Origin of the sequence: Rhodococcus sp. PSBB066 (assembly GCF_017068255.1) — a bacterium.
Lineage (GTDB): Bacteria > Actinomycetota > Actinomycetes > Mycobacteriales > Mycobacteriaceae > Rhodococcus > Rhodococcus aetherivorans.
In genome coordinates this window covers 3,591,399-3,613,991 of record NZ_CP070859.1, presented here as the reverse complement: position 1 = coordinate 3,613,991, position 22,593 = coordinate 3,591,399, and the positions used below count along the sequence as shown (strand labels likewise).

At 69.8% G+C, this 22,593-nt stretch carries 15 protein-coding genes; 2 read left to right on the top strand and 13 right to left on the bottom strand.

Annotation, left to right across the window (positions count from 1 at the left end; genetic code table 11):
- Positions 1 to 616: 616 nt before the first annotated feature.
- Complete coding sequence (locus JYA75_RS16530) at positions 617 to 3,445, bottom strand: LuxR family transcriptional regulator (RefSeq protein WP_168579742.1); 2,829 nt, start codon at positions 3,443 to 3,445, stop codon at positions 617 to 619.
- Between the two features lie 1,835 nt (positions 3,446 to 5,280).
- On the bottom strand, positions 5,281 to 5,553 hold the full coding sequence (locus JYA75_RS28840) for a hypothetical protein (protein WP_065922496.1): 273 nt from the start codon (positions 5,551 to 5,553) through the stop codon (positions 5,281 to 5,283).
- Between the two features lie 671 nt (positions 5,554 to 6,224).
- Here JYA75_RS28840 and JYA75_RS16520 point away from each other — a divergent pair.
- A complete protein-coding gene (locus tag JYA75_RS16520; RefSeq protein ID WP_006933441.1) occupies positions 6,225 to 6,452 on the top strand; it encodes a hypothetical protein in 228 nt (75 codons plus the stop codon).
- Positions 6,453 to 6,504: 52 nt separating this feature from the next.
- Here the strand turns inward: JYA75_RS16520 and dnaE are convergent, their stop codons facing one another.
- The 7 genes from dnaE to lspA form a co-directional block, all read right to left on the bottom strand.
- The gene (gene dnaE / locus JYA75_RS16515; protein ID WP_006933439.1) at positions 6,505 to 10,041 is read right to left on the bottom strand and encodes a DNA polymerase III subunit alpha; all 3,537 of its coding nucleotides are present in this window, start codon (positions 10,039 to 10,041) and stop codon (positions 6,505 to 6,507) included.
- A 101-nt stretch (positions 10,042 to 10,142) separates the two neighbouring features.
- Positions 10,143 to 11,066 (bottom strand): EamA family transporter RarD, encoded by a 924-nt coding sequence (gene rarD, locus JYA75_RS16510; RefSeq protein ID WP_006933438.1) that lies wholly within the window; start codon positions 11,064 to 11,066, stop codon positions 10,143 to 10,145.
- Between the two features lie 46 nt (positions 11,067 to 11,112).
- Positions 11,113 to 11,676, bottom strand: coding sequence for a LemA family protein (locus JYA75_RS16505; RefSeq protein ID WP_043801901.1), 564 nt, complete (start codon positions 11,674 to 11,676; stop codon positions 11,113 to 11,115).
- Positions 11,677 to 11,746: 70 nt separating this feature from the next.
- A complete protein-coding gene (locus JYA75_RS16500) occupies positions 11,747 to 13,525 on the bottom strand; it encodes a DUF2207 domain-containing protein (protein ID WP_065922495.1) in 1,779 nt (592 codons plus the stop codon).
- Between the two features lie 57 nt (positions 13,526 to 13,582).
- Complete coding sequence (locus tag JYA75_RS16495; RefSeq protein ID WP_185712789.1) at positions 13,583 to 14,212, bottom strand: hypothetical protein; 630 nt, start codon at positions 14,210 to 14,212, stop codon at positions 13,583 to 13,585.
- A gap of 11 nt (positions 14,213 to 14,223) precedes the next feature.
- The gene (locus JYA75_RS16490) at positions 14,224 to 15,132 is read right to left on the bottom strand and encodes an RluA family pseudouridine synthase (RefSeq protein ID WP_174824791.1); all 909 of its coding nucleotides are present in this window, start codon (positions 15,130 to 15,132) and stop codon (positions 14,224 to 14,226) included.
- Positions 15,133 to 15,146: 14 nt separating this feature from the next.
- Positions 15,147 to 15,764: a signal peptidase II gene (lspA, locus tag JYA75_RS16485; RefSeq protein ID WP_006933431.1), complete on the bottom strand. Its 618-nt coding sequence runs from the start codon at positions 15,762 to 15,764 to the stop codon at positions 15,147 to 15,149.
- Between the two features lie 114 nt (positions 15,765 to 15,878).
- Here lspA and JYA75_RS16480 point away from each other — a divergent pair, with 114 nt between their 5' ends.
- Complete coding sequence (locus tag JYA75_RS16480; protein ID WP_006933429.1) at positions 15,879 to 16,775, top strand: hypothetical protein; 897 nt, start codon at positions 15,879 to 15,881, stop codon at positions 16,773 to 16,775.
- A 64-nt stretch (positions 16,776 to 16,839) separates the two neighbouring features.
- Here JYA75_RS16480 and JYA75_RS16475 read toward each other — a convergent pair whose 3' ends face one another.
- The 4 genes from JYA75_RS16475 to JYA75_RS16460 all read right to left on the bottom strand — a co-directional run bounded on the left by JYA75_RS16475 (position 16,840) and on the right by JYA75_RS16460 (position 22,588).
- Entirely contained in the window at positions 16,840 to 17,337 is a 498-nt protein-coding gene (locus JYA75_RS16475; RefSeq protein WP_029544171.1) for a hypothetical protein, read from the bottom strand.
- A gap of 144 nt (positions 17,338 to 17,481) precedes the next feature.
- Positions 17,482 to 18,825 (bottom strand): DNA polymerase IV, encoded by a 1,344-nt coding sequence (locus JYA75_RS16470; RefSeq protein ID WP_235431064.1) that lies wholly within the window; start codon positions 18,823 to 18,825, stop codon positions 17,482 to 17,484.
- 90 nt (positions 18,826 to 18,915) lie between these two features.
- Positions 18,916 to 22,077, bottom strand: coding sequence for an isoleucine--tRNA ligase (ileS, locus tag JYA75_RS16465; protein ID WP_006933421.1), 3,162 nt, complete (start codon positions 22,075 to 22,077; stop codon positions 18,916 to 18,918).
- Between the two features lie 289 nt (positions 22,078 to 22,366).
- Positions 22,367 to 22,588 (bottom strand): hypothetical protein, encoded by a 222-nt coding sequence (locus JYA75_RS16460; protein WP_006933419.1) that lies wholly within the window; start codon positions 22,586 to 22,588, stop codon positions 22,367 to 22,369.
- Positions 22,589 to 22,593: the final 5 nt, after the last annotated feature.

The following is a 22,593-nucleotide window of genomic DNA, read 5'->3' as shown; positions in this document are numbered from 1 at the left end:
AACCCGGCGGGGTCATCCGCATGGACCTGGCACCAGGGGAAACGTGGGAGTGCGAGGGATGGAGTCTCGAGCCGCCGTACCTACAAGTGGTCCCGGACTTCTACAAATTCGAGACCGGACCGAACCCGATCTTCTTCCGATACACACCCGGTACCCGAGCGTTCATCCAGTGCATCGGCACGGGTGCACCGTACTACTACGTCGGCCCAATCGTGACCGCCATCCCATAAGTTCGCGCACGCACTGTCAGCTTCGCTGATGGCCGGCTGCAGCGGATGATCTCGCCGCTCGTGCTCATCGATGTCCTCGATGAGCACGAGGCCCGGTTCTTCGGCCAGATCGGTGCCGCCGCCCTCGCGACCTACCAGCCCGGTACCGCAGGAACGGTGAGAGCGGCGCCCCTGCCCGAGGTGGCTGACGAGCTGACCGAGTGGGGTGTCTCGAGAAGGACGAGGTCCGTGCAGGTCGAAGGGCCGGAGCCGGTAGCGCGAAGCCGGGGCCGTCCCCCGCCTGGAATCGGGTGCTGTCCCGGCAACCGCGTCGCCAGGGGAGGCAGTCGAAGCGCCCTTGACGACGACCACGGGCGGGGTGGATCGCGTACAGCGCCCGGCGGTGATCACACGCAGTCCTTCACGCTGTCCCGGAAGGAGTTGGCGAGCTGCGTCCGGGAGCGGACACCAACCTTGCGATAAACCCGTCCCAGGTGCATCTCGATCGTCTTGACACTGAGGAACAGCTGCGTGGCGATCTCACGGTTCGTGCCACCGTTTGCAGCAAGCTGGGCCACCTCCAACTCCTGTGCGGTGAGCGCGTCGGCAACGCTTCCACTTCGCGCCTTGGCTGGTTGCCCGGCGGCGGTGAGTTCGGTGGCCGCCCGCGCCGCCCACAGGCGAGCCCCAATTCGCTCGAACCCGTCGAGTGAGCAACGAAGATGCTCGCGCGCGTCGCGCCGACGACCCGCCCGACGGAGCCGTTCGCCATAGCACAATCGCGTGCGGGCCGCATCGAACGGCGACGGGCACCGAGCGTGGAAGGCGAGTGCCCGCGAAAAGAACTCGTCGTAATCCCCATCGCCAGCTACCAACGCCATAGCCCGCCAGATCAAAGCACTGAGCGCCGGAGGCAGCGTCAATCCTGCGAATCCCCCCAGCTGATCTCGCATTGTGGCGCTGATGTCCGCACCGACCCGAACGTAGGCCTCGATGAGATCCAGGGACGAGACTCGCACCACCATCGGGTCGCGTACATCCGGCTCCGGGCCTCGATTGACCTCCTCGAGGTATGGAATCGCCCGATCGGGTCGGTTCAGGCTCAGCTCGAGCAGGCCCAATCCCTCCAGCGCCACGTGATGCATCACGCCCAAGCGGGTGACCTCACGCTGTCGCAGCGATTCTGCAGCATGAGCACGGCAGGACTGTTCGTCACCAACTTGCGCTTCGAGCAGCGCAAGGCAGCCCAGCGCCGGACACAGCGTGAAGACGTCACCGATACCGGCCGCCAGTTCGGCCGCCTCCGCAGCCGCGGACCGGCCCGACTGCAGCCGTCCTCGCCTACTGTCGGCGAGCGCTGCAACATGCAGCGCCAGCGGTAGATGGCCCAGCGCGCCGCTGCGCCGTAGCTGATGAAGCAACGGGTCGAGGAACCCCCGCGGATCGATCTCCTCGCCGTACCAGGTCACACCACTGAGCGCGCCGACAAGGACCCACTCGATGTCGGGCTCACCTGCCGCAGGCTTCCGGGTCGACGCGGCCGCCTCCCGCATCCACCGCATGCCGTCCGACTCCTGGCCCATCAGTGTCAGAGCGTTCCCGATGACGGTCTTGCTCAGGAGTTGGGTGTTTCCGTCGGCCGGGGAAGCTGAGTGGGCGGCCTCCCGCGCGAGCGCACAGGCGCCCGCGGGATCACCCGCTGCCAGCGCTCCAATGGCAGCCGTGGCCCGCAACGAGGCCGCCCGCGCGGGGTCTACCTCGCTGACCGCAACCGCGCCGGCCTGCCACACCATGCGGGCGACGCTGGCCCGTCCCGTGTGAAGTTCAATTCGACCGCGCATGTCCGCGATGTCGGCATGCAGGACGGGATCGACCGTGTACTCTTCGGACTTCCTCAGCAGTCGCAGCGCAGTGTCAAGCTGTCCCGCGGAGTGCGCCGCGTTCGCGGCGGCACAGAATCGGCGCGCCTTCGAGGGGCCGTCCCTGGAGAGTTCAGCGGCGCGCTCGAGCGCCAGAGCGGCGCCGGCATAGCCGCTGCGTCTCAGCGCATGGTCTGCAGCCTGTTCGAGGGCTCGAGCGGCGGCCTCGTCAGGCCCCAGAGCGGCCTCGGCGAGGTGCCAGGCCCGGCGTTCCGCCTGTGACGGCGCCGTCATGACGGAGGCAACAGTTCGGTGGAGTGCCCGTAATTGGCCCGGTGTCAGATTGGTCAGTACGGCAGTACGCAGCAACGGGTGCACGAAATGAACATCGGCGACCTCGACGGCGACCAGCCCCTTGTTCTCGAGCGATTCCAGCGCGGCACAATCTCCAGGTTTCGCCGCCAGCGCGGCGAGCACCACCTCGAGGCCATCACCGGCGGCGACCGCGGTGATGCGGAGCGCGTGCAGCGATGCACGGTCGAGGGCGGAGATACGCGGGCCGAAGATGCGTGATGCGGCGTTCTCCGCCGAGAATGGCGCTCGGAGCGGGTCGGTGCCGGTCAGCTCAGCGCGGGTGAGGGTGCCGCTGACCTCATGCAATGCCAGTGGGTTGCCTCCGAGTTCCGCGGTAAGCGCGCGCACGACCTCCTCGGCGGGTGCAGCCGCGAATCGGGCGGTGAGCAACTCCGCGGCGGAATCCTCGTCGAGCGCGCCGATGTTCAGCTGCTCGATGTCCGCGAAGCCTCCGGCGTCGCGCGTGGCGATCAACAGCACGAGTCCCTCGGCCCGCAGTCGGCGTGCAGTGAAGGCGAGTGCCTCGGCGGTGGAGACATCCAACCATTGCGCGTCATCGACGAGCACGAGAGTCGGGGATCTCTCGGCCGTCGTCGCGAGCAACTGAAATGCCGCCGCGCACACAGCGAAGCGGTCACGGGGTCGTTCCGCGCTGAGCGTGAGCGCGCAGCGCAGGGCGTCCGCCTGAACGGCGGGCAGCGAACCGAGCCGATCAAGGACGGGCGTGAGCAATCGTCCTAGCGCTGCGAACGGGAACATGGTCTCCGCCTCGACCCCGCTCACGGACAACACTTTCAGTGTGCGAGCGCCGTCGCGGGCGTAGCGCAGCAGGCTTGTCTTACCGATCCCAGGATCCCCGGTGATGACGAGCGCGGCGCTCGCCCCCGTCAGGGGTTCCGCCAACAACTGATCAATTCGTGCGCATTCCGGCCGCCGCCCGAAAAGCACATTGGAATCGTTTGGGGTGCCGCTCGAGGCGTCGTCGAACACCCGATTGTGCCGCACCATGGTCGATTCGTGCATTGCTCCTTCTCGCTCCTTTATGAGTTCTAGGAAGTTTTCAAATCGACTCGATCAAGTCGTTCCCGGAGCGTTTTCGGTTCGAGGACTCCACCGGAATGGCAGCACCGTCACGCCAGCCGGATCGGTCCGCAACATCTTGTAGCAGTACATCCTTTCGCGGCCCACGGCCGGATATCCGAGCGGCCGCTCGAGGAGACCGTCATGCACGGATACCGACATCAATTGATGGACTTGTTCGACATAGAGGCCGTTCGGACCTCCACATGGGGCCGTCCACCCAGGTCACGAGCGCGTAACCGACGTCGTCCACGCCTCCCCGATGGCCGTTCATTTGTTCCAAACTGAGATTTGCCTCCTTGTCTATCTTCCGCTCGCTCGACCACCCGGAAACCCACCCTGGGTGGGCAATCGATCCACCCTCGGTGTTCCGTGCGGTCCGGCGCAGTCGCCAGTGAGCGATGTCATCTCTGCCCGATCGTGTGCTGGCGCAGTCGCCACCAACGATTTGCAGCATGTTCATCCGACTCGCGCGTCGTACAATCTTGCAGATTGCGCCGAAAAACGGCGCGCTGTCCGGTGCACTACTCGCGCAGCGGGCGCACCGCTTCTGCCGAGGCGTTCCAGCACTCGATTCGAATTCGAAGATTATCGAGCTCATACATCAGTCAGTGATCGCCGCAACGGACTCCGATTGCACCGCGCGTCTGCTACTTCGTCCGCCGTGGTTGTTGTGCGCTGATCGAGTAGTTACTGCACCACCTGATCGTCTTAGCTCGGGAGACAGTAAGCCCGAGTAGTCGGCTCCTCCATTCCCTGAGCTTGATTTTTGACCTGTGCGGTTTACACCGGCCGGTTCCTGCATGTCGGTTCTGACGCGTTTGCCCGCGTGGAAATACGGAGCGGGACGGGTGTTCTTCGAGCCGAAGGGTCGTCCGGGACCGGGCCGGGAGGGTCTCGGCGCACCGGCCGGAGTGGGCATCGTCCGGCAGATGCACCGACACCCGCGACGGACCCGGGCCAGGGTCAGCCGGCCCGGAGGCCGCGGTCGCTCCCAGGGTCGGCGCAGGTCCTCGGCCAGGGGCCGGGCGAGCCGCAGCTGGGCATGCGCCACGATGACGATCCAGGTCCAGCGATCGGCCGTCTCGGGACGGCGGATCGTCGGCGCAGTCCACTCCGACGCCTGCTGGAACTTCTTCGAAGGTGTGCACGAGGAAAGAAGCGGCGCAGAAACATCTGCCACAGTCCGTCGACGTGGTCACCTCCTACGGTGGGGTCCGAGTACCACAGCCATACCGGGGCCGGGTGCCGGTTTCCGGGCAGATGGCCGACGGTCAGTGGGATTACCGTGCCCTCGACGATCGGCAGTGCTCCGGGATGCTCGGCCCACACCCCTTGGTGGATGAGCCTCGGGTTCAGCTGATTCCATGCGGAGGCCGTCGCCGTTCCGTACCGGCCGGTGACCGTGCTCGTGGTGGCCGCGGGTGTGGGCCAGCTGCTCAGGTCGGCGAACCGGAACTGCGGGCCGTGCCGGGGTGGCGCCGGGAAGCACGACACGCGGTCCCCGCGCATTCGGCCCAGGATCCACCCCGGAAGGTCGGTGAGGGCGACCGCCAGCCGAGGCAGGTCGAAACCAGCGTCGAAGATCAGGAGGATGTCCGGGTCACCGTCGCGGTGCTGCCCGGCCGCTCGCAGACGCTCGACCACGCTGCGCACTTGTCTTGCGGTGACGAGTGTTTCATCGTCGTCCGGCTGCAGGCGGACTGCGTCGAACACCGCCGTCCACGAGGTGCGACCCGGCTCGAGCGCGGCGACGAACGAGTACTGCCGGCCGGGGATCAGCTGCGCCCGTCCCGTGCCGCGCCCGTACACGTGGCGGAACGTACGCTGTGGGCTCGTCGGGCATCCGGGCGCGGCCAGGCCCTGACATCGACGGCCAACACGATCGCGCCCTCGCGGTCGCGTGGGATCGACTCGGCGGCAATCATGTTCCGTAGACGATCGATGTCGAATCCGCCCAGGCCGTCGTACAGGGCGCCGTGACCGCGACGGCGTTCGGGTGTCAGGGGCAACTTGACGAGGGTACGGACCGCACCGCCGGAACACAGCACCGCGTCAGTCAACTCGAACAATGCGTCACGACGAGTGGTCAGGCAGTCGTAGAACCGGCCCCGGAACGCCGCCAGGTCGATACGCGTATCGATTGCTCGGCTGCTCGCCGACGGCCCGCACGTCGGGCACACTGATGCCCACGGCCACCATGTGTCCTCGTCTCGGATGTTTCTGTGGAAGGAACCCCAAGATGATCGGGTGGTAACCGTCGCGAGTCGCCGCGACACGCCGAACAACACCGGCCCCTACAGTCGCAGCAGGTCGCCGAGGTGAAGAATCGAGCTCAGAGTGCATCCGAGAACGCTACGAGCCGGTGGCGAGGCATGTGAAGTGTGGGAACAGGTGAACTCCTGGTAAGTCAAGAGTGCTTACGTCACGACCCGACCAAGAGTTCACTGGCCATCATCGCTCATCGCGCCGTGCCCGGCATGCCCCACCCCGGACACGGCCCCCGGACACCAGTGCGCGGTGTACCGTCGTCGTCGCTCACCGACGCCCAGTGGGCGCTGCTCGAGCCGCCCGTGCCGCCGCCGGGCAACATCGACGGCGAGGGCGACGACCCGACCGCCGGGACCCGGCGTCACCGCGCCGATCGGCAATGTTCGGTAGACCGAAAACAAGTCTGCGAGTAGCCTGGCGGACGGGTTCCCCGAGGCGCACGGAGGTCGAGATGACGACGATGGATTCGCCCACCCCCACCCGCCGCCGGCCCGCGTCCGTCGACGTGGCCGGAACCGCATGGCCGCTGTACAAGCTCGAGGCACTCGTCGCGGCCGTCCTGGTCCTCCTGGCGCTGTTCGCGATCACCGCGGATGCGCAGACCGCCGTGCTCACCGCCGCCGCGACCGCCACCGTCGTCTGGTGGGCCCGCCTGCTGCACTACCGCCGCGACACCTGACCGCAGCGACACCCGACCGCAGCGTCGTCCGACTGCAGACACCGTCGGCGGGTCAGGTCGCCAGGCAGGCCGGCCCGAGCAGAGCCTTGAGATCCCCCATCAGCGCCGACGACGGCTCCACCCGCAGGCTGTCGTCCACCTTCAGCACGGTGACCTTGCTGCCGGAGATCAGCCGGACGTGCACGTCCGAGGTACCGGGGTGGCGGGTGAGCACGCTCTTGAGCGCCCCGACCTTGTCGGGGGTGCACAGCCGGGTCGGCATCGACACCGACAGCGGCTTGGCCACCCCGACCTGCGACAGGTCGGGCACGGCGAGATCGTTGGCGATCAACGAGATCCGGTCGTCGCGGATCGACACCCGCGCCTTGACCAGCACCACCGAGTCCTCGACCACGTCCATGCCGTACACCGAGTAGGACTGCGGGAAGAAGAGCACCTCGATGCCGCCGGCGAGATCCTCGAGCTGCGCCGACGCCCAGGTCAGACCGTTCTTGTTGATGCGGCGGTTCACCGACGCGAGGATGCCGCCCACGGTGACCTGGGTGCCGTCCTTGATCGCGCCCTCGAGGATGGTCGGGATCGCGGTGTCCGACTGCTGGGCGAGCACGTGCTCGACGCCGTTGAGCGGATGCCCGGACACGTACAGGCCCAGCATCTCCCGTTCGAGGGCGAGCTTGTGCTTGGTATCCCACTCCTCCTCGGGGATCTTCACGTTGAACACCGAGGTGACCGACTCGTCGGCGTCCGCGCCGCCGAACAGGTCGAACTGCCCGATCGCCTCGGCCTTCTTGGTGCCCATGACCGCGTCGATCGCGTCGGCGTGGACCAGCATCAGGCCCTTGCGGGGATGGCCGAGCGAATCGAACCCACCGGCCTTGATCAGCGACTCGGTGACCTTCTTCGAACATGCGAGCGCATCGATCTTGTTGAGGTAGTCGGAGAAGTCGGTGAACCGGCCCTTCTCCTCCCGCGCCCGGATGATGGACGCCACAACGTTGGTACCGACGTTGCGCACCGCGCCGAGGCCGAACCGGATGTCCTCCCCCACCGACGCGAAGTCGACCCGCGACTCGTTGACGTCGGGCGGCAGCACGGTGATGCCCATCTTGCGGCAGTCCGACAGGTAGACCGCAGCCTTGTCCTTGTCGTCGCCGACGGACGTGAGCAGGCCCGCCATGTACTCGGCGGGGTAGTTCGCCTTGAGGTACGCCGTCCAGAACGAGACGAGGCCGTACCCGGCGGCGTGCGACTTGTTGAACGCGTATCCGGCGAACGGAAGCACCGTGTCCCACAATGCGGTGATCGCGGGCTGGGAGAAGCCGTTGTCGAGCATGCCCTTCTGGAAGCCGCCGTACGCCTCCTCGAGGATCTCCTTCTTCTTCTTGCCCATGGCTCGCCGTAGCAGGTCTGCCTGTCCGAGCGAGTAACCGGCCACCTTCTGAGCGATCTGCATGATCTGCTCCTGGTAGACGATCAGGCCGTAGGTGTCGGCCAGGATGTCCTTCAGCGGCTCCTCGAGCTCGGGGTGGATCGGCTTGACCTCTTGCCGGCCGTTCTTGCGGTCGGCGTAGTCGTTGTGGGCGTTCATGCCCATCGGGCCGGGCCGGTACAGCGCGAGCACGGCGACGATGTCCTCGAAGCCGGTCGGCTGCATCCGGCGCAGCAGATCGCGCATGGCGCTGCCGTCGAGCTGGAACACGCCCAGGGTGTCGCCGCGGGCCAGCAACTCGTAGGTGGGCGGATCCTCGAGCGGCAGCGTGTCCAGGTCGAGGTCGATGCCGCGGTTGTTCTTGATGTTCTCGATCGCGTCACCGATGACGGTGAGGTTCCGCAGACCGAGGAAGTCCATCTTCAGCAGGCCGATGGCCTCGCACGACGGGTAGTCCCAGCCGGTGATGATCGCGCCGTCCTGCGCCCGCTTCCACAGCGGGATGGCGTCCATCAGCGGCTCGGAGGACATGATCACCGCGCAGGCATGCACGCCGGCGTTGCGGATCAGGCCCTCGAGGCCGAGCGCGGTGTCGTAGATCTTCTTCACGTCCGGGTTGGATTCGATCAGCGCCCGGACCTCGGCGGCCTCCTTGTACCGCTCGTGGTTCGGGTCGGTGATGCCCGACACCGGAATGTCCTTGGCCATGATCGGCGGCGGCAGCGCCTTGGTGATCTGGTCGGCGATCGCGAAGCCCGGCTGGCCGAACTGCACGCGCGCCGAGTCCTTGATCGCGGCCTTCGTCTTGATGGTGCCGAACGTGATCACCTGGGCGACCTTGTCGTTGCCCCACTTCTCGGTCGCGTACCGCACCATCTCGCCGCGGCGGCGATCGTCGAAGTCGATGTCGATATCGGGCATGGACACGCGCTCGGGGTTGAGGAACCGCTCGAACAGCAGGCCGTGCGGGATCGGATCGATGTTCGTGATGCCCATGGCGTAGGCGACGAGCGAACCGGCGGCCGAGCCTCGACCCGGACCGACCCGGATACCCACCTCGCGGGCGTGGTTGATCAGGTCGCCGACGACGAGGAAGTACGCCGGGAAACCCATCTCGCAGATCACGTCGATCTCGTAGTCGGCGCGGCGCAGGTATTCGTCGGGCGCGCCGTTCGGGAAGCGGCGGTCGAGGCCGCGCATGACCTCCTTGCGCAGCCAGCTCGCCTGCGTCTCCCCCTCGGGCACGGGGAAGATCGGCATGCGGTCGCGGTGGGTCCACACCTCCTCGTAGGACTGCACCCGCTCGGCGATGAGCAGCGTGTTGTCGCACGCGCCGGGCACCTCGCCGTCCCACAGCGCCCGCATCTCCGCGGCGGACTTCAGGTAGTAGCCGTCGCCGTCGAACTTGAAACGGGTCGGATCCGACAGCGTCTTGCCGGTCTGGATGCACAGCAGCGCCTCGTGGTTCTCGGCGGCATCCTTGGTGACGTAGTGGCAGTCGTTGGTGGCCAGCGGCGGGATGCCGAGCGTGCGGCCGATCTCGAGCAGGCCCTCCCGGACGCGGCGCTCGATGGACAGGCCGTGATCCATCAGCTCGAGGAAAAAGTTGTCCTTGCCCCAGATCTCCTGCCACTTCGCGGCCGCCTCGAGCGCCTCGCGGTCGTGGCCGAGACGCAGCCGGGTCTGGATCTCCCCCGACGGGCAGCCGGTGGTCGCGATGATGCCCTCGGCGTGGTGGGCGATGAGGTCCTCGTCCATCCGGGCCCACTTGCCGAGCTGGCCCTCGATGGAGGCGAGTGAGGACAGCTTGAACAGGTTCCGCAGTCCGGTGGCGTTCTCGGCCACCATCGTCATGTGCGTGTACGAGCCGGAACCGGAGACGTCGTCGGACTTCTGGCTCGGATCCCCCCACTGCACGCGCTTGGTGCTGAACCGCGACTCCGGGGCGATGTAGGCCTCGATGCCGATGATCGGCTTGATCCCGAACTTCGTCGCGGCGTTGTAGAACTCGCTGGCGCCGTACATGTTCCCGTGGTCGGTCATCCCGACCGCCGTCATCCCCAGCCGCTCGGCTTCCTTGAACAGGGGACCGACCTTCGCGGCGCCGTCGAGCATCGAGTACTCGGTGTGGTTGTGCAGATGAACGAACGAGTCAGCCACGCGTGCCTCTCCCGGAAGGTCTGTGAGCATCCCGAGTGTAGGCCTCCCCGGCGACGGGATCGGACCGCCACACCGGCGCCGGCGGCGAGTCGTGACCGGTGTTACTCCGGTGTACTCGAGGTGACCGGTTCGAGGCGTCCGCGCGCCGTGCGGGCCCGCAGGACGGCGTCGACGGTGAACACCGCCAGCGCGGTCCAGATCAGCCCGAATCCGATCCACCGCGAGGCGGGCATGTCCTCGTGCAGCACCAGCACGCCCCACGCCATCTGCAGGCCGGGGGTCAGGTACTGCAGCATGCCGAGGGTCACCAGCGGCACCCGCTGGGCGGCCGCCCCGAACAGCAGCAGCGGCAGCGCCGTGACGAGCCCGGCCGACACGAGCAGCAGCGAGTGCCCGGCCCCGTGGCCGGTGAAGGTGCCGGTGCCGGTGACGGCGAGGAAGACCAGGTAGCCCGCCGCGAACGGCACGGCGACGATGCCCTCCCCCGTCAGCGACGTCCGCGGATCGAGCGGCACGATCTTCTTGACCACCCCGTACAGCGCGAACGAGAACGCCAGGGTCAGCGCGATCAGCGGCGGCCGGCCGTAGTCCACGGTGATCACCGCCACCGCGGCGGTCGCCACGAACAGGGCCGCGACCTGGGCGCGGCGCAGGCGCTCCCGGAAGAACAACACCCCGAACAGCACGCTGACCAGCGGGTTGATGAAGTAGCCCAGCGCGGTCTCGACCACCCGGCCCGACACGACGCCGTAGATGTACGTACCCCAGTTGACGGCGATGGCCACCGACGCCGCCGCGACCAGGGCCCACACCCGCACGCCCAGTCCCCGCAGCGAGCCCAGCCGGCCGAGCACGGCGAGCAGCAGCAGCATCGCCAGCAGCGTCCACAGCACCCGGTGGGCGAGGATCTCGACGGGTCCGGCGGGCTCGAGCAGCCCGAAGAACGCCGGGAAGAGTCCCCACGTCAGATAGGCGCCGAGCCCGCACACGATGCCGGCGTCGAAGCGCGATGCGGTGCTGCTCACCGCTCAACGGTAGGGCCCGGTGGCGCGACCGCGCGCGCCGGGTGGATCAGAACGACACGGTCGGCGGCAGTTCCGTGCCCGCCGGAGCGGTGTAGAACTCACGCTCGCGCACACCCGCCGGTCCCGCGAAGAACATCCACGGGATCGTCTTCAGCGACGTGTTGAGCCGGCCCGCGGCGTCGTTGTAGTACTGGCGGGCGAAGGCGAGCTGGTCCTCGGTCTCGCCGAGCTGGCGCTGCAGATCCAGGAAGTTGGCCGATGCCTTCAGGTCCGGGTAGTTCTCGGCGACGGCGAGCACGTCGAACACCGCCTTCTCGAGCCGGGCGTCGGCCTGGGCCTTCTCTGCGACCGTGCCGCCGGAAGCCGCCCGCGACGCGGCGGTGCGCGCGGCGGTGACCTCCTCGAGCACGCTCTTCTCGTGCGCCGCGTAGCCGCGCACCGTCGCCACGAGGTTCGGCACCAGGTCCGCGCGCCGGCTCAGTTGCACGTCGATGCCGCCGAGGGCCTCCTGGGCCAGCACGTCGGCGCGGCGCAGCCGGTTGAAGCCGACCACGAACACGGCACCGAGCACCACCACCAGCACGACGACGATCACGATTGCGGTCACCATGGAGCCGCCCTCCTTCCGTAGCCCGGCACCGGTGCGGACGCGCCGGTGCCTCGTTCACCGCGGCGATCGGTCACCACGAGCCGCCACCACCGCCGCCGCCGCCACCACCGCCACCACCGCCGCCCGACGACGAGGACTGCGACGCGGTGTACGCGCCGATCGACGACGACAGGGCCGACTCGAAGCTGTCGAATCCCCCGGTCCCCGAGGCGAATCCGTGCACTCCGACCGAATACGGGTACCACGCCGGCGCCGGCGGCTCGGACCCGGTGACCGTGCGGTACTTCTCCGCCCACCGGTCGGCCACGCCGAACGCGACCGCGTGCGGAATGTAGCGGGTGTAGAGGTCGCGTTCCGCCGAGAACCGGTAGCGGTCCTCGCTCGACGGGGTCACGAGCATGCGCCGGAACCCACCGGCACGCGACCACATCTCGCGGCCCTTCGCGGTGCGCCGCGTCCCCGCCTCCGGCCGCAACAGCTCCCATCCGCCGAACACGAACGCCGCCGCCGGCAGGCCCCACATGCTCGGCCACACCGGCACCGCGAACCCGACCACCGCGAGGACCAGCGCCAGCACCACCGCCGCCTTGCCGAGACGCTCGCGGGCCGACGGGGCCACCAGTCCCTCGGTGCGGGCCCAGATCCGGCACTGCGACGCCAGCTCCGTCGTCGCCTTCGACAACCGTTCCCCCGCCGACTTCGAGCCATCGGCCCGCAGCACCGCGCCGGGGTACGAGATCTGCAGTGCGTCGCCGACCGCCCGGGTCACCGGGTCCGTCGCCGCCCACCTGTCCGCGGACGCGACGCCGCGGACCTCCCACACGTCGGACTTCTTCCCGCCGCCGGCGGGGCGCAGCTCGACCAGTTCCTCCTCTGCGGCGTACAGCAGCGTCGCCGCGAGCGGCGCGGGCCCGGGCCGCTCGGAGGCGAGGTAGACGGTCTGCACCGGTCCGAAGCCGTCGGGCGGCGAGTACAGCACCGGCAGGCCCGGCTCGGGTTCGCGGGCTGTCCACGCCCACCGGGCCGCGACGGCGAATCCGAGCAGGCTCAGCATCGCGACCACCGCCACGACCGGCGCCGACCGCCCGAGGATGGGATCCCAGGCGACCGGCCAGGGCACCGTGGCCCGGGCCGGGGCGTCGAGCCCGAGCCCGATGCGCACGTTCACCGCCGTCCGGGGTTCGAGCCCGGTCACCCCGACGGAGACGGTGTCGGTGCCGGCCCCGCCGAGGATGCAGGCCGCCCCCGACACCGCACATTCGACCAGGCCGGACGCCGCGGGCAGCCGCACCGTGATGTCGGCCCGGTCGATGGCCATCTCCCACCCGCCGGGAACCACGCTCCAGTGGAACACCGAGCCGACCGGGGCGGCCGTCCCCGCGGCCGTGTCGAACGTCGCGGCGGCGCCGCCCGGTGGGTCGAGGACCCCCTCGGTGGTGTACTCGATGCGATAGGTGTGGGTGCCCGGCTCCAGGTACACGTCGGGGTCCCCGATCTTCGCGACGACGAATCGGTGTCCCTGTTGCCGGCTCGTCTCGAACGGCTCGGGCGCGCCGTCGCGTTCGACGGAGACGATCTCGGGGATGTGGCGCACGTGCGGATCGGCGCCCGTTGTGACGTCCCAGTACCGGAAGATGCCGTGCCGGCCGGCCGGGAAGGCGACCGTGACGGTTTCGGTGGCGGTGAGCCCGCCGTCGGCCTCGACGGTGTAGTCGGCGGTGTAGTTCGTGATCCGCGCCGGATCCGACGCGGCGGATGCGTCGCCGGTGTCGAGTCCGGCGAGCAGCGGCCACAGCAGACCGGTCGCAGCGAGCAGCGCAACCAGGAGATACCCCAGAACCCGTGCCACCGCGCCACCGTACCCACCGGCGAGGCGTCTGTCCCGCCGATCCTGCGCGACCGGATCTCAGGGCTCGCCGTCGTCCGGTCCCGGAGCGACGACGTCGACGTGCTCGGGCAGCAGCGGGTTCACCGAGAACGCGCCGGCGACCGCGTCCGCGGGCAGCAGTTCGACGGCGCGGACGCCGGGGGCCACGGCGAGCTCCGACGCCACCGCCGGCGCGACGCGCACCACGACGCCGACGACGCAGGCGCACCCGTCCGCGAGACGATCGGCCGAGACCGCGGCGACGCGCGCGGCCCGGTCGGCGCCGCCCGCCTGCCGCAGCCGGCCCGCCGCGACGGCGGGCGCACGCAGCAGCGCCTCCCGATGGGCGGGCACGGCGACCGGGACCAGTGGGGTCTGCACCCGCTCGATCGGGACGCGGAACAGCACCTGCGCGATGCGAGGGTCTCCCGGCAGCGCCGCCGCCTGCTCGACCGTCACCGGCGTCGCGAAGGACACCAGGCCCCACCGCGGTTCGCCGGTGCCGGACTCGACGCTCGCCTGGGCGCGCGCGAGGTAGCCGGCGACCGCCTCGCCGTGGTCGGGGCCGAGGGTGTCGGTGCGCACCGTCGCCGTCCGGGCCGGCGTGAGCAGCCCGGCCGCGAGCACCGCCAGCAGCAGTGCCGCCGTCGCCGCCCACGGCAGGGACACGCGCCGCACGGTCAGGCGCTGCGCAGCACGGCGAGCGCGTGCTCGAGGTCGGCCGGGTACTTGCTGGTGATCTCGATCCAGCGCCCGTCGGCGGGATGCGCGAACCCGAGCGACCGGGCGTGCAGCCACTGCCGCTCGAGGCCGAGCCGCTCGGCCAGGCGCGGGTCGGCGCCGTAGGTCAGGTCACCGCAGCAGGGGTGCCGCAGCGCGGAGAAGTGCACGCGGATCTGATGGGTGCGGCCGGTCTCGAGGTGGATGTCGAGCAGGCTCGCGGCCTGGAACGCCTCGATCGTGTCGTAGTGGGTGATGCTGGGCTTGCCGTCGGCGGTGACGGCGAACTTCCAGTCGCTGCTGCGATGCCGGCCGATCGGCGCGTCGATCGTGCCGCTGCTCGGATCGGGGTGCCCCTGCACGAGGGCGTGGTAGCGCTTGTCGATGGTGCGCTGCTTGAAGGCCCGCTTGAGCACCGTGTAGGCGCGCTCGGACGTCGCGACGACCATGACCCCGGACGTGCCGACGTCGAGGCGGTGGACGATGCCCTGCCGCTCGTGGGCGCCGGAGGTGGAGATGCGAAATCCGGCGGCCGCCAGTCCGCCGATCACGGTCGGCCCGGTCCAGCCGACGCTCGCGTGCGCGGCGACGCCGACGGGCTTGTCGACGGCGACGATGTCGTCGTCCGCATAGAGGATCTCCATGCCCTCCACGGGCGTCGCCTCGATGGTGAGGGGCCGGGGCGGCTCGGGCAGTTCCACCTCGAGCCAGGAACCGGCGGACAGTCGATCGGACTTGCCCGCGGCGGCACCGTCGACCAGGACGGCTCCCTCCTCGGTCAGGGCGGCGATCGCCGTGCGCGACAGGCCGAGCAGCCGTGCCAGGCCCGCGTCGACCCGCATCCCGTCGAGCCCGTCGGGGACGGGCATCGCCCGGGTTTCTCTCACTTGTGTGCTTCCTTTCTGCTGTCGGAGGAGCCGGTCTTCCGCGAGCCGTCCGGTTCGACGCCGAAGACGGTCAGCGCCACGAGCAGGATCGCGCCGCAGACGATGGCGGAATCGGCGACGTTGAACACCGGCCACCAGCCGACCGACACGAAGTCGACGACGTGGCCCTGCAGCGGGCCCGGGGAACGGAAGATCCGGTCGACGAGATTACCCAGCGCGCCCCCGAGGACGAGCCCGAGTCCCAGCGCCCACCAGCCCGATCGCAGCGTGCGGCCGATCCTGACCACGCCCACCACGACGGCGACGGCGACCAGGGTCAGCAGCCACGTCATGCCGGTGGCCATCGAGAAGGCGGCGCCCGGGTTGCGCACCAACGTGAGCGTCACGGTGTCCCCGACGATCGAGACGGGATCGGCCGGATCGATGTAGTGGACGGCCAGCACCTTGGTGAGCAGGTCGAACCCGAAGATCACCGCGGCGAGGGCGAGCAGCTCGCGCAGCCGCCGGGCCGGCGCGGGCGCGTCCTTCGCCGGGGTTCCGGCCGAGGACGACGCAACCGGGGGTTCCGCGACGGCGTCGGGGTGGGCATCGTGCTCGGTGGGGTCGTCGGTCACCCTGCCATCATCCCCCATCCGAGGAGCGCGACGGCCACCCCGCCCGCCGTGGCTACCCTGGGGTGCGTGCCTGTGCTGCCCAGATTCGCCCGCCCGAGGGCCCGCTCCCTCGGTGTGGCCCTGTCCCTGACCACCCTCCTCGCCGGGTGCGGCAACTCCGCCGACGGTGCCGCCCCCACGTCGACGGCGACCTCGACGGAGGTCACGGTGCCCGTCGCCGCGGTCACCGCGGTGGTCCTGGAGCCGGGGGCCGAGCCGCGCAGCCGGATCCGGCTCACCCCACCCGTCGACACGAGCCAGCAGGTGGCGCTGACGACCGCCTCGCAGGTCTTCCAGTCGATCGGCGATCAGCCGGCACAGGACTTCTCCACCCCCGAACTGACGTTGCCGCTCACCGCGCGGGTGAGCGACGCCGTGTCGGACGCCTCGCCGAGCAGCCTCGTGGACCTGCGGATCGACGACGCCACCTCGCCGGATGCGGCCCTCGCCGCAGCGCTCGGGCCCGCTCGGGGATCCGAGGCGGGACTGACGATGTCCCCGTCCGGCGCGGTGAGCGCGCTGCGGCTCGATCCCACGCCGGACTCCGCGGACATCGCCCGATCGGCCATCGAGCAGGCCTTCTACCAGGCCGTGTACCGGATGGTGTCGTTCCCCGAGGAGGAGATCGGCGTGGGTGGGGTGTGGGAGATCCACCAACAGGTGATGAGCGGGATGGCGCTCGATCAGGTCGCCACCGCGAGCCTGCTCGAGCGGGACGGCGACCTGCTGACCGTGCACCTGCGCATCACCCAGACCCCGCGCGAGGCCACCTGGGCGCTGCCGAACGGGTCCGGTCGGCTGACCATCGACCGGTACGAGATGACCGGCGAAGGCACGATGACCATCGACCTCGGCCGGCCGCTCCCGATCGCCGGGGACCTCACGGTCGGCGGGGAGCAGGCGTACAGCGATCCCGCGGGCACCACCCGTCTGGCGCAGACCCTGGTGGACCGGGTGCGCTGGCAGTCCTGAGCGGACGGGCGGACGCGGCGGCGGCCGGGGCGGATCTCCGCCCCGGCCGCCGTGTCGGTCTACGTCAGGCGCAGGCCGGCGACTGCAGCTGGGCCGTCGCGACGATGGCGCAGGCGTTGTTCTTCGACAGCTTCCACACGCCGTTCTCCGCGACGAAGTCGACGGTGCCGACGGCGGGCTGCTGCGCACCGGCCAGCAGGGTCTCGATGCCGGCGGTGACCGTGCCGTTCTGGTTGTCGTTGACGTCCAGGACGGTGATCTGCGCGCCGGCTTGCTTGGCCGCGGCGGCGACCTGGTCGATCAGGGCGGGATCCTGCTCGGCACCCTGCACGAGGTTCACCTTCTCCTCGGCCGGGACGGTCTCGTCGAACGCCTTGGCCAGCATGGCGTTGAGGTCCTCGACGGTCGGCACCGGCGGGTACTGCGCGGCGGCGGTCGTGGTGCTGGTGGTGGTCTTCGCCGAGGTCGAGGTCGAGCTACCTCCGTCGTCCGAGCTGCAGGCGGACATCGTGAGGGCGGCGGCCAGAGCCACCGTGGCGACAGTGATCTTGCGAAGCTTCAACTTCTCGTCCTTCTCGTTCTCGATCGTGCACGGGTGTACCGTGCTCGGTTCATCCAGCAGCGGATGCTCCACCGGGACAGCGGATCGCCCGTAAGCGTACCCGGCGGTAGTAAGAAGACCGTGAGAGCGGCGGGGCCCGCGCGCTCACCCGAGGCCGGCGAGCGGATCGGCCTCGGAGAGGGCGGGATCGTTCTCGTCGAGGGTGCGGGCCGGCCCCGGCCCGGTCGAGCGCGTCTCGAAGCGGATCGTCACCACGCCGTGCCCGGCGCCCTGCACCCAGCCGTGTCCGAACTCCGGATGCCGCACGTCCGTGCCGGGACGCCACCGCCGTCCCGTCACCGTCGTGAGGTGCTCCGGCCCGGCGTCCGGCGACGACTCCACCGGGTCCTCCGGGGGCTGCTCGAGCTCGGGGAACAGCGACTCCTGCCGGATGCTGGACAGGCCGGCGAGGCCGACGCCGACGAGGCGGATCGGGCCGATCTCGAGCGGGTCGAGCACCAGCCGCTGCGCCGCCGCCGTGAGCGTCGCCACATCCTCGGTGGCGTACGGCAGCGTCGACGAGCGGGTGAGGATGCTCATGTCGGCCTTGCGCAGCTTGAGCACGACGGTCCGGGCGGCCCGGCCGTCGCGCCGCAACCGGCGATGCGCTGCGGCGGCGCTGCCGGTGACGGCACGTCGCAGCTCGGCGAGGGTGACGATGTCCGTCGGGAACGTCGTCTCGGCGCTGACCTGCTTGGCGTCGGCGCGTTCGACGACCGGTCGATCGTCGTGCCCGTTGGCGAGCCGGTGCAGCGCCGGGCCGACCGTGGCGCCCAGGATCGAGGCCGCCTCCGGGACCGGCAGCGCCGCGAGGTCACCGATCGTGTCGATGCCCAGACGCCGCAGGCGCTCCTCCGACACCGGTCCGATCCCCCACAGCTTGCGTACCGGCAGGCCGTGCAGCAGTGCCAACTCCTCCTCGGGACGCACGACGAGCGCTCCGTCGGGCTTGGTGAGGCCGGAGGCGATCTTGGCGATCTGCTTGCCGGAGCCGGCGCCGACGGACGCGACGAGGCCGGTGCGGGCCCGCACCTCGTCGCGCAGCCGCGCACAGAACCGTTCCACGTCGTGGTGGGCGGCGCCGGCGAGCTCGGCGGGTTCGGCGAACGCCTCGTCGAGCGACAGCGTCTCGAGCACGGGGATGCGCTCGCGCAACACGTCGAACACGGTCTGGCTGAGCGCCTGGTACAGCACCCCGCGCGGCGGCAGCACCACCGCGGCGGGCCCCACCAGCCGGCGGGCCCGGCTCATCGGCATCGCCGACCGCGCCCCGAAGACGCGGGCTTCGTAGCTGGCCCCGGCGACGACGCCGCGCGCGCCGAGGCCGCCGACGAGCACCGGCCGACCCCGTAGGGTCGGCCGGGTCAGTTGTTCGGCGGAGGCGAAGAAGGCGTCCAGGTCCAGGTGCAGCACCCAGCGCCGACCGCTCGGATTCACCACGGGGGGCACCCGGGCATCCTCGCCCCTCGCACCGACATCACGCCCGCATCGGCGTCACCGCCGTCGTGGCCGCGCCGCGCACCCCGGTCACCGGGACGCTCATGCCTTGACGATGGCCGCGCGCACCCCTTCACCGAGGTCGAGCGCCCCGTCCCCGGCGGGCGCGAGTTCGAAGCTGGTGGCGAGCACCTCCGAGGCGATGAGCTCGCGGTGCCGCAGTGCCCAGTCGGCGCGGTCGGCCGGCACCTCGAACACGACGGAGATGCGGTCCGAGACGTCCAGGCCCAGGTTGCGGCGCGCGTCCTGCAGCTCGCGGATCCGGTCCTTCGCCCAGCCCTCGGCCTCGAGCTCCTCGGTGACCGTGGAGTCCAGCACCACCAGGCCGGCGCCGCCGGGCAGCGCGGCCGTCGACTCCGGCTCCGCCGCGACCAGGCGGGTGGTGTACTCCTCCGGCAGCAGCGCGATACCGGCGGCCGTGACGGTGCCGTCGGCCGCCTCGGACCAGTCCCCGGCCTTGACGGCCCTGATCACCGTCTGCACGTCCTTGCCGAGGCGCGGTCCCGCGGCCCGGGCGTTGACGACCAGCTCGAAGCGGCCGTGCGCATCGACGTCCTCGGTCAGCTCGACCGACTTGACGTTGACCTCGTCCTGGACGAGCTCGGCGAACGGCTGCAGCCGGTGCGCCTCGGGGGCGGCGACGGTGACCTGCGGGAGCGGCAGCCGCACGCGCAGCTTCTGGGCCTTGCGCAGCGACAGCACCGTCGAGCACACCGAGCGGACCTCGTCCATCGACTCGACCAGGGCCGGGTCGGCCGGCAGGTCCCCGGCGGCCGGCCAGTCCGCCAGATGCACGGAGCGGCCGCCGGTCAGGCCGCGCCAGATCACCTCGGTGACCAGCGGCAGCATGGGGGCGGCGAGGCGGCTGACGACCTCGAGCACCGTGTGCAGGGTGTCGATCGCGTCGGCGTCCTCGTCCCAGAACCGGCTGCGGGAGCGGCGCACGTACCAGTTGGTGAGGGCGTCGCTGAAGGTACGCAGCTCGTCGCATGCTCCGGCGATGTCGACCACCTCGAGCGCGTCGGTGATGGCGTCGCGGGTGGCGGCGAGCTTGGCCAGGATGTACCGGTCGAGCACGTGCGGCGAGTCGGTGCGCCACGTGCCGGGCTTGGACGCGTACAGCTGCAGGAAGCTCCACGCGTTCCACAGCGGCAGCAGCGCCTGCCGGACGCCCTCGCGGATGCCCTGCTCGGTGACGACGAGGTTGCCGCCGCGCAGGATGGGCGAGGACATCAGGAACCAGCGCATGGCGTCGGAGCCGTCGCGGGCGAAAACCTCGTTGACGTCGGGGTAGTTGCCCTTGGACTTGCTCATCTTCAGCCCGTCGTCGCCCAGCACGATGCCGTGGGCCGCGACGGTCTTGAACGCGGGGCGGTCGAACAGCGCGGTGGCGAGCACGTGCAGGGTGTAGAACCAGCCGCGGGTCTGACCGTTGTACTCGACGATGAAGTCGCCGGGATAGTGCGAGTCGAACCATTCGGTGTTCTCGAACGGATAGTGCACCTGGGCGAACGGCATCGACCCCGACTCGAACCAGCAGTCGAGCACCTCGGGGACGCGGCGCATCGTCGACTTCCCGGTCGGGTCGTCCGGGTTGGGGCGGGTCAGCTCGTCGATCATCGGCCGGTGCAGGTCGCTCGGCCGCACCCCGAAGTCGCGTTCGAGCTCGTCGAGGGAGCCGTACACGTCGACGCGCGGGTAGGCCGGATCGTCCGAGACCCACACGGGGATGGGGCTGCCCCAGTAGCGGTTCCGGCTGATGTTCCAGTCGCGGGCACCCTCGAGCCACTTGCCGAACTGGCCGTCGCGGATGTGCTCGGGCACCCAGGTGATCTGCTGGTTCAGCTCCACCATGCGGTCCCGGAACCGGGTCACGGCGACGAACCACGACGGGACCGCCATGTAGATCAGCGGCCGGCCGGACCGCCACGAGTGCGGGTAGGAGTGCTCGATCGTCTCGTGCCGCAACAGTTTTCCGGCGGCCTTGAGGTCCTTGATGATCACCGGGTTGGCGTCGAAGACCTGCAGACCCTCGTAGGGCGGAACGAGGGCGGTGAACTTTCCGCCCGGATCGAGCGGCTGCACCAGCTCGATGCCGTTGCGCTGGCAGTACTCCATGTCCTCTTCACCGAAGGCCGGTGCCAGGTGGACGATTCCGGTGCCGGAGTCGGTGGTGACGTAGTCGGCCGCGATGATCCGGTGGGCGTTCTCCCGGCCCACGAAGAAGTCGAACGGCGGCTCGTAGGCCAGGCCGACGAGGTCCGCGCCGGTGTACCGGCCCAGCACCTCGGGTTCGTCGCCGAACTCGCGGGCGTAGTGACCGAGTCGGTCCTCCGCGAGCACATACGTCCTCGCGTCGTCACCCTCGCCCACGCGGACGGCGACGTAGGTGATGTCGGGGTGCACCGCGATCGCGAGGTTGGACGGCAGCGTCCACGGCGTGGTGGTCCAGATCAGGGCGTTGGCGCCGTCGAGTTCGCTGCCCGGTGCGCGCACCACCATGTCGACGGTGACGGCCGGGTCCTGACGCATCTTGTAGGCGTCGTCGAGCCGGGTCTCCTGGTTCGACAGCGGGGTCTGCTCGTACCACGAGTACGGCAGGACCCGGAAGCCCTGGTAGATCAGGCCCTTGTCGTAGAGCTGCTTGAAGGCCCACATGACCGACTCCATGAAGTCGAGGTCCAGGGTCTTGTAGTCGTTGTCGAAGTCCACCCAGCGGGCCTGCCGGGTGACGTAGTCGCGCCACTCCCCGGTGTACCGCAGCACCGACGTCTTGCAGTAGGCGTTGAACTCGGCCAGCCCCATCGTGTCGATCTCGGACTTGTCCTTGATCCCGAGCTGCTTCTCCGCCTCGAGCTCGGCGGGCAGGCCGTGACAGTCCCAGCCGAAGCGCCGTTCGACCTTCTTGCCGCGCATCGTCTGGAAGCGCGGGATGAGGTCCTTGACGTAGCCGGTGAGCAGGTGCCCGTAGTGGGGCAGGCCGTTCGCGAAGGGCGGGCCGTCGTAGAAGACGAACTCGTCGGCGCCGTCGCGATTCGCGACCGAGGCGCGGAAGGTGTCGTCCTTCGCCCACCCGTCGAGGACCTTCACCTCGAGCTCGGGGAAGTCGATGCCCGAGTCCTTGGCGACCCCGTAGTCGACGCGCGGGTATCCGCCGGTCGGTGCGTCGGGGGCCTGCGGGCGGTCGGGGGTGCTCTTCGTCACAGCGTGACTCCTCGTGCCTAGACGTGTCCGGCACGGGGACGATCGCCGCGCCCTGTGCGCCGGCAACCGCGGTACCACCCCGCTTGCACCGTCCCTCCGGGCTCTGCCGGCCGGACGGGCCTCTCGTTCGGGCTGTGACGGGCCCACCCGTTCGGTTCTACTGAGTCGTGCCGGTCGGCACGGCCGTTCTTCCGAAGGCTCCCCGGTGATGGCCGGATCGACGCCGTCCCCGGCGGCTGCCGGGGGAAAGCACTGCAAACTGTTCTCGGACTATTCTATGCCGCCGCGCTCACTCGCTCGGATCGCGTCCCTCGCGGCGCCGTCTCGGCTCGGATCCCGTCGTCGTCGGGGGCGCGGTCCGCTTGCCACTCAATGCGCTGATCAGCAACAGGACCGCGCCCACCACACACACGACGATGCAACCCCAGGCCCACAGCACGGACCCCGTCATGAGGGCCACGACGAGCATGCCGAAGCCGACGGCTGCAAGGGCGAGAGTCACCACCAGCACGGCGC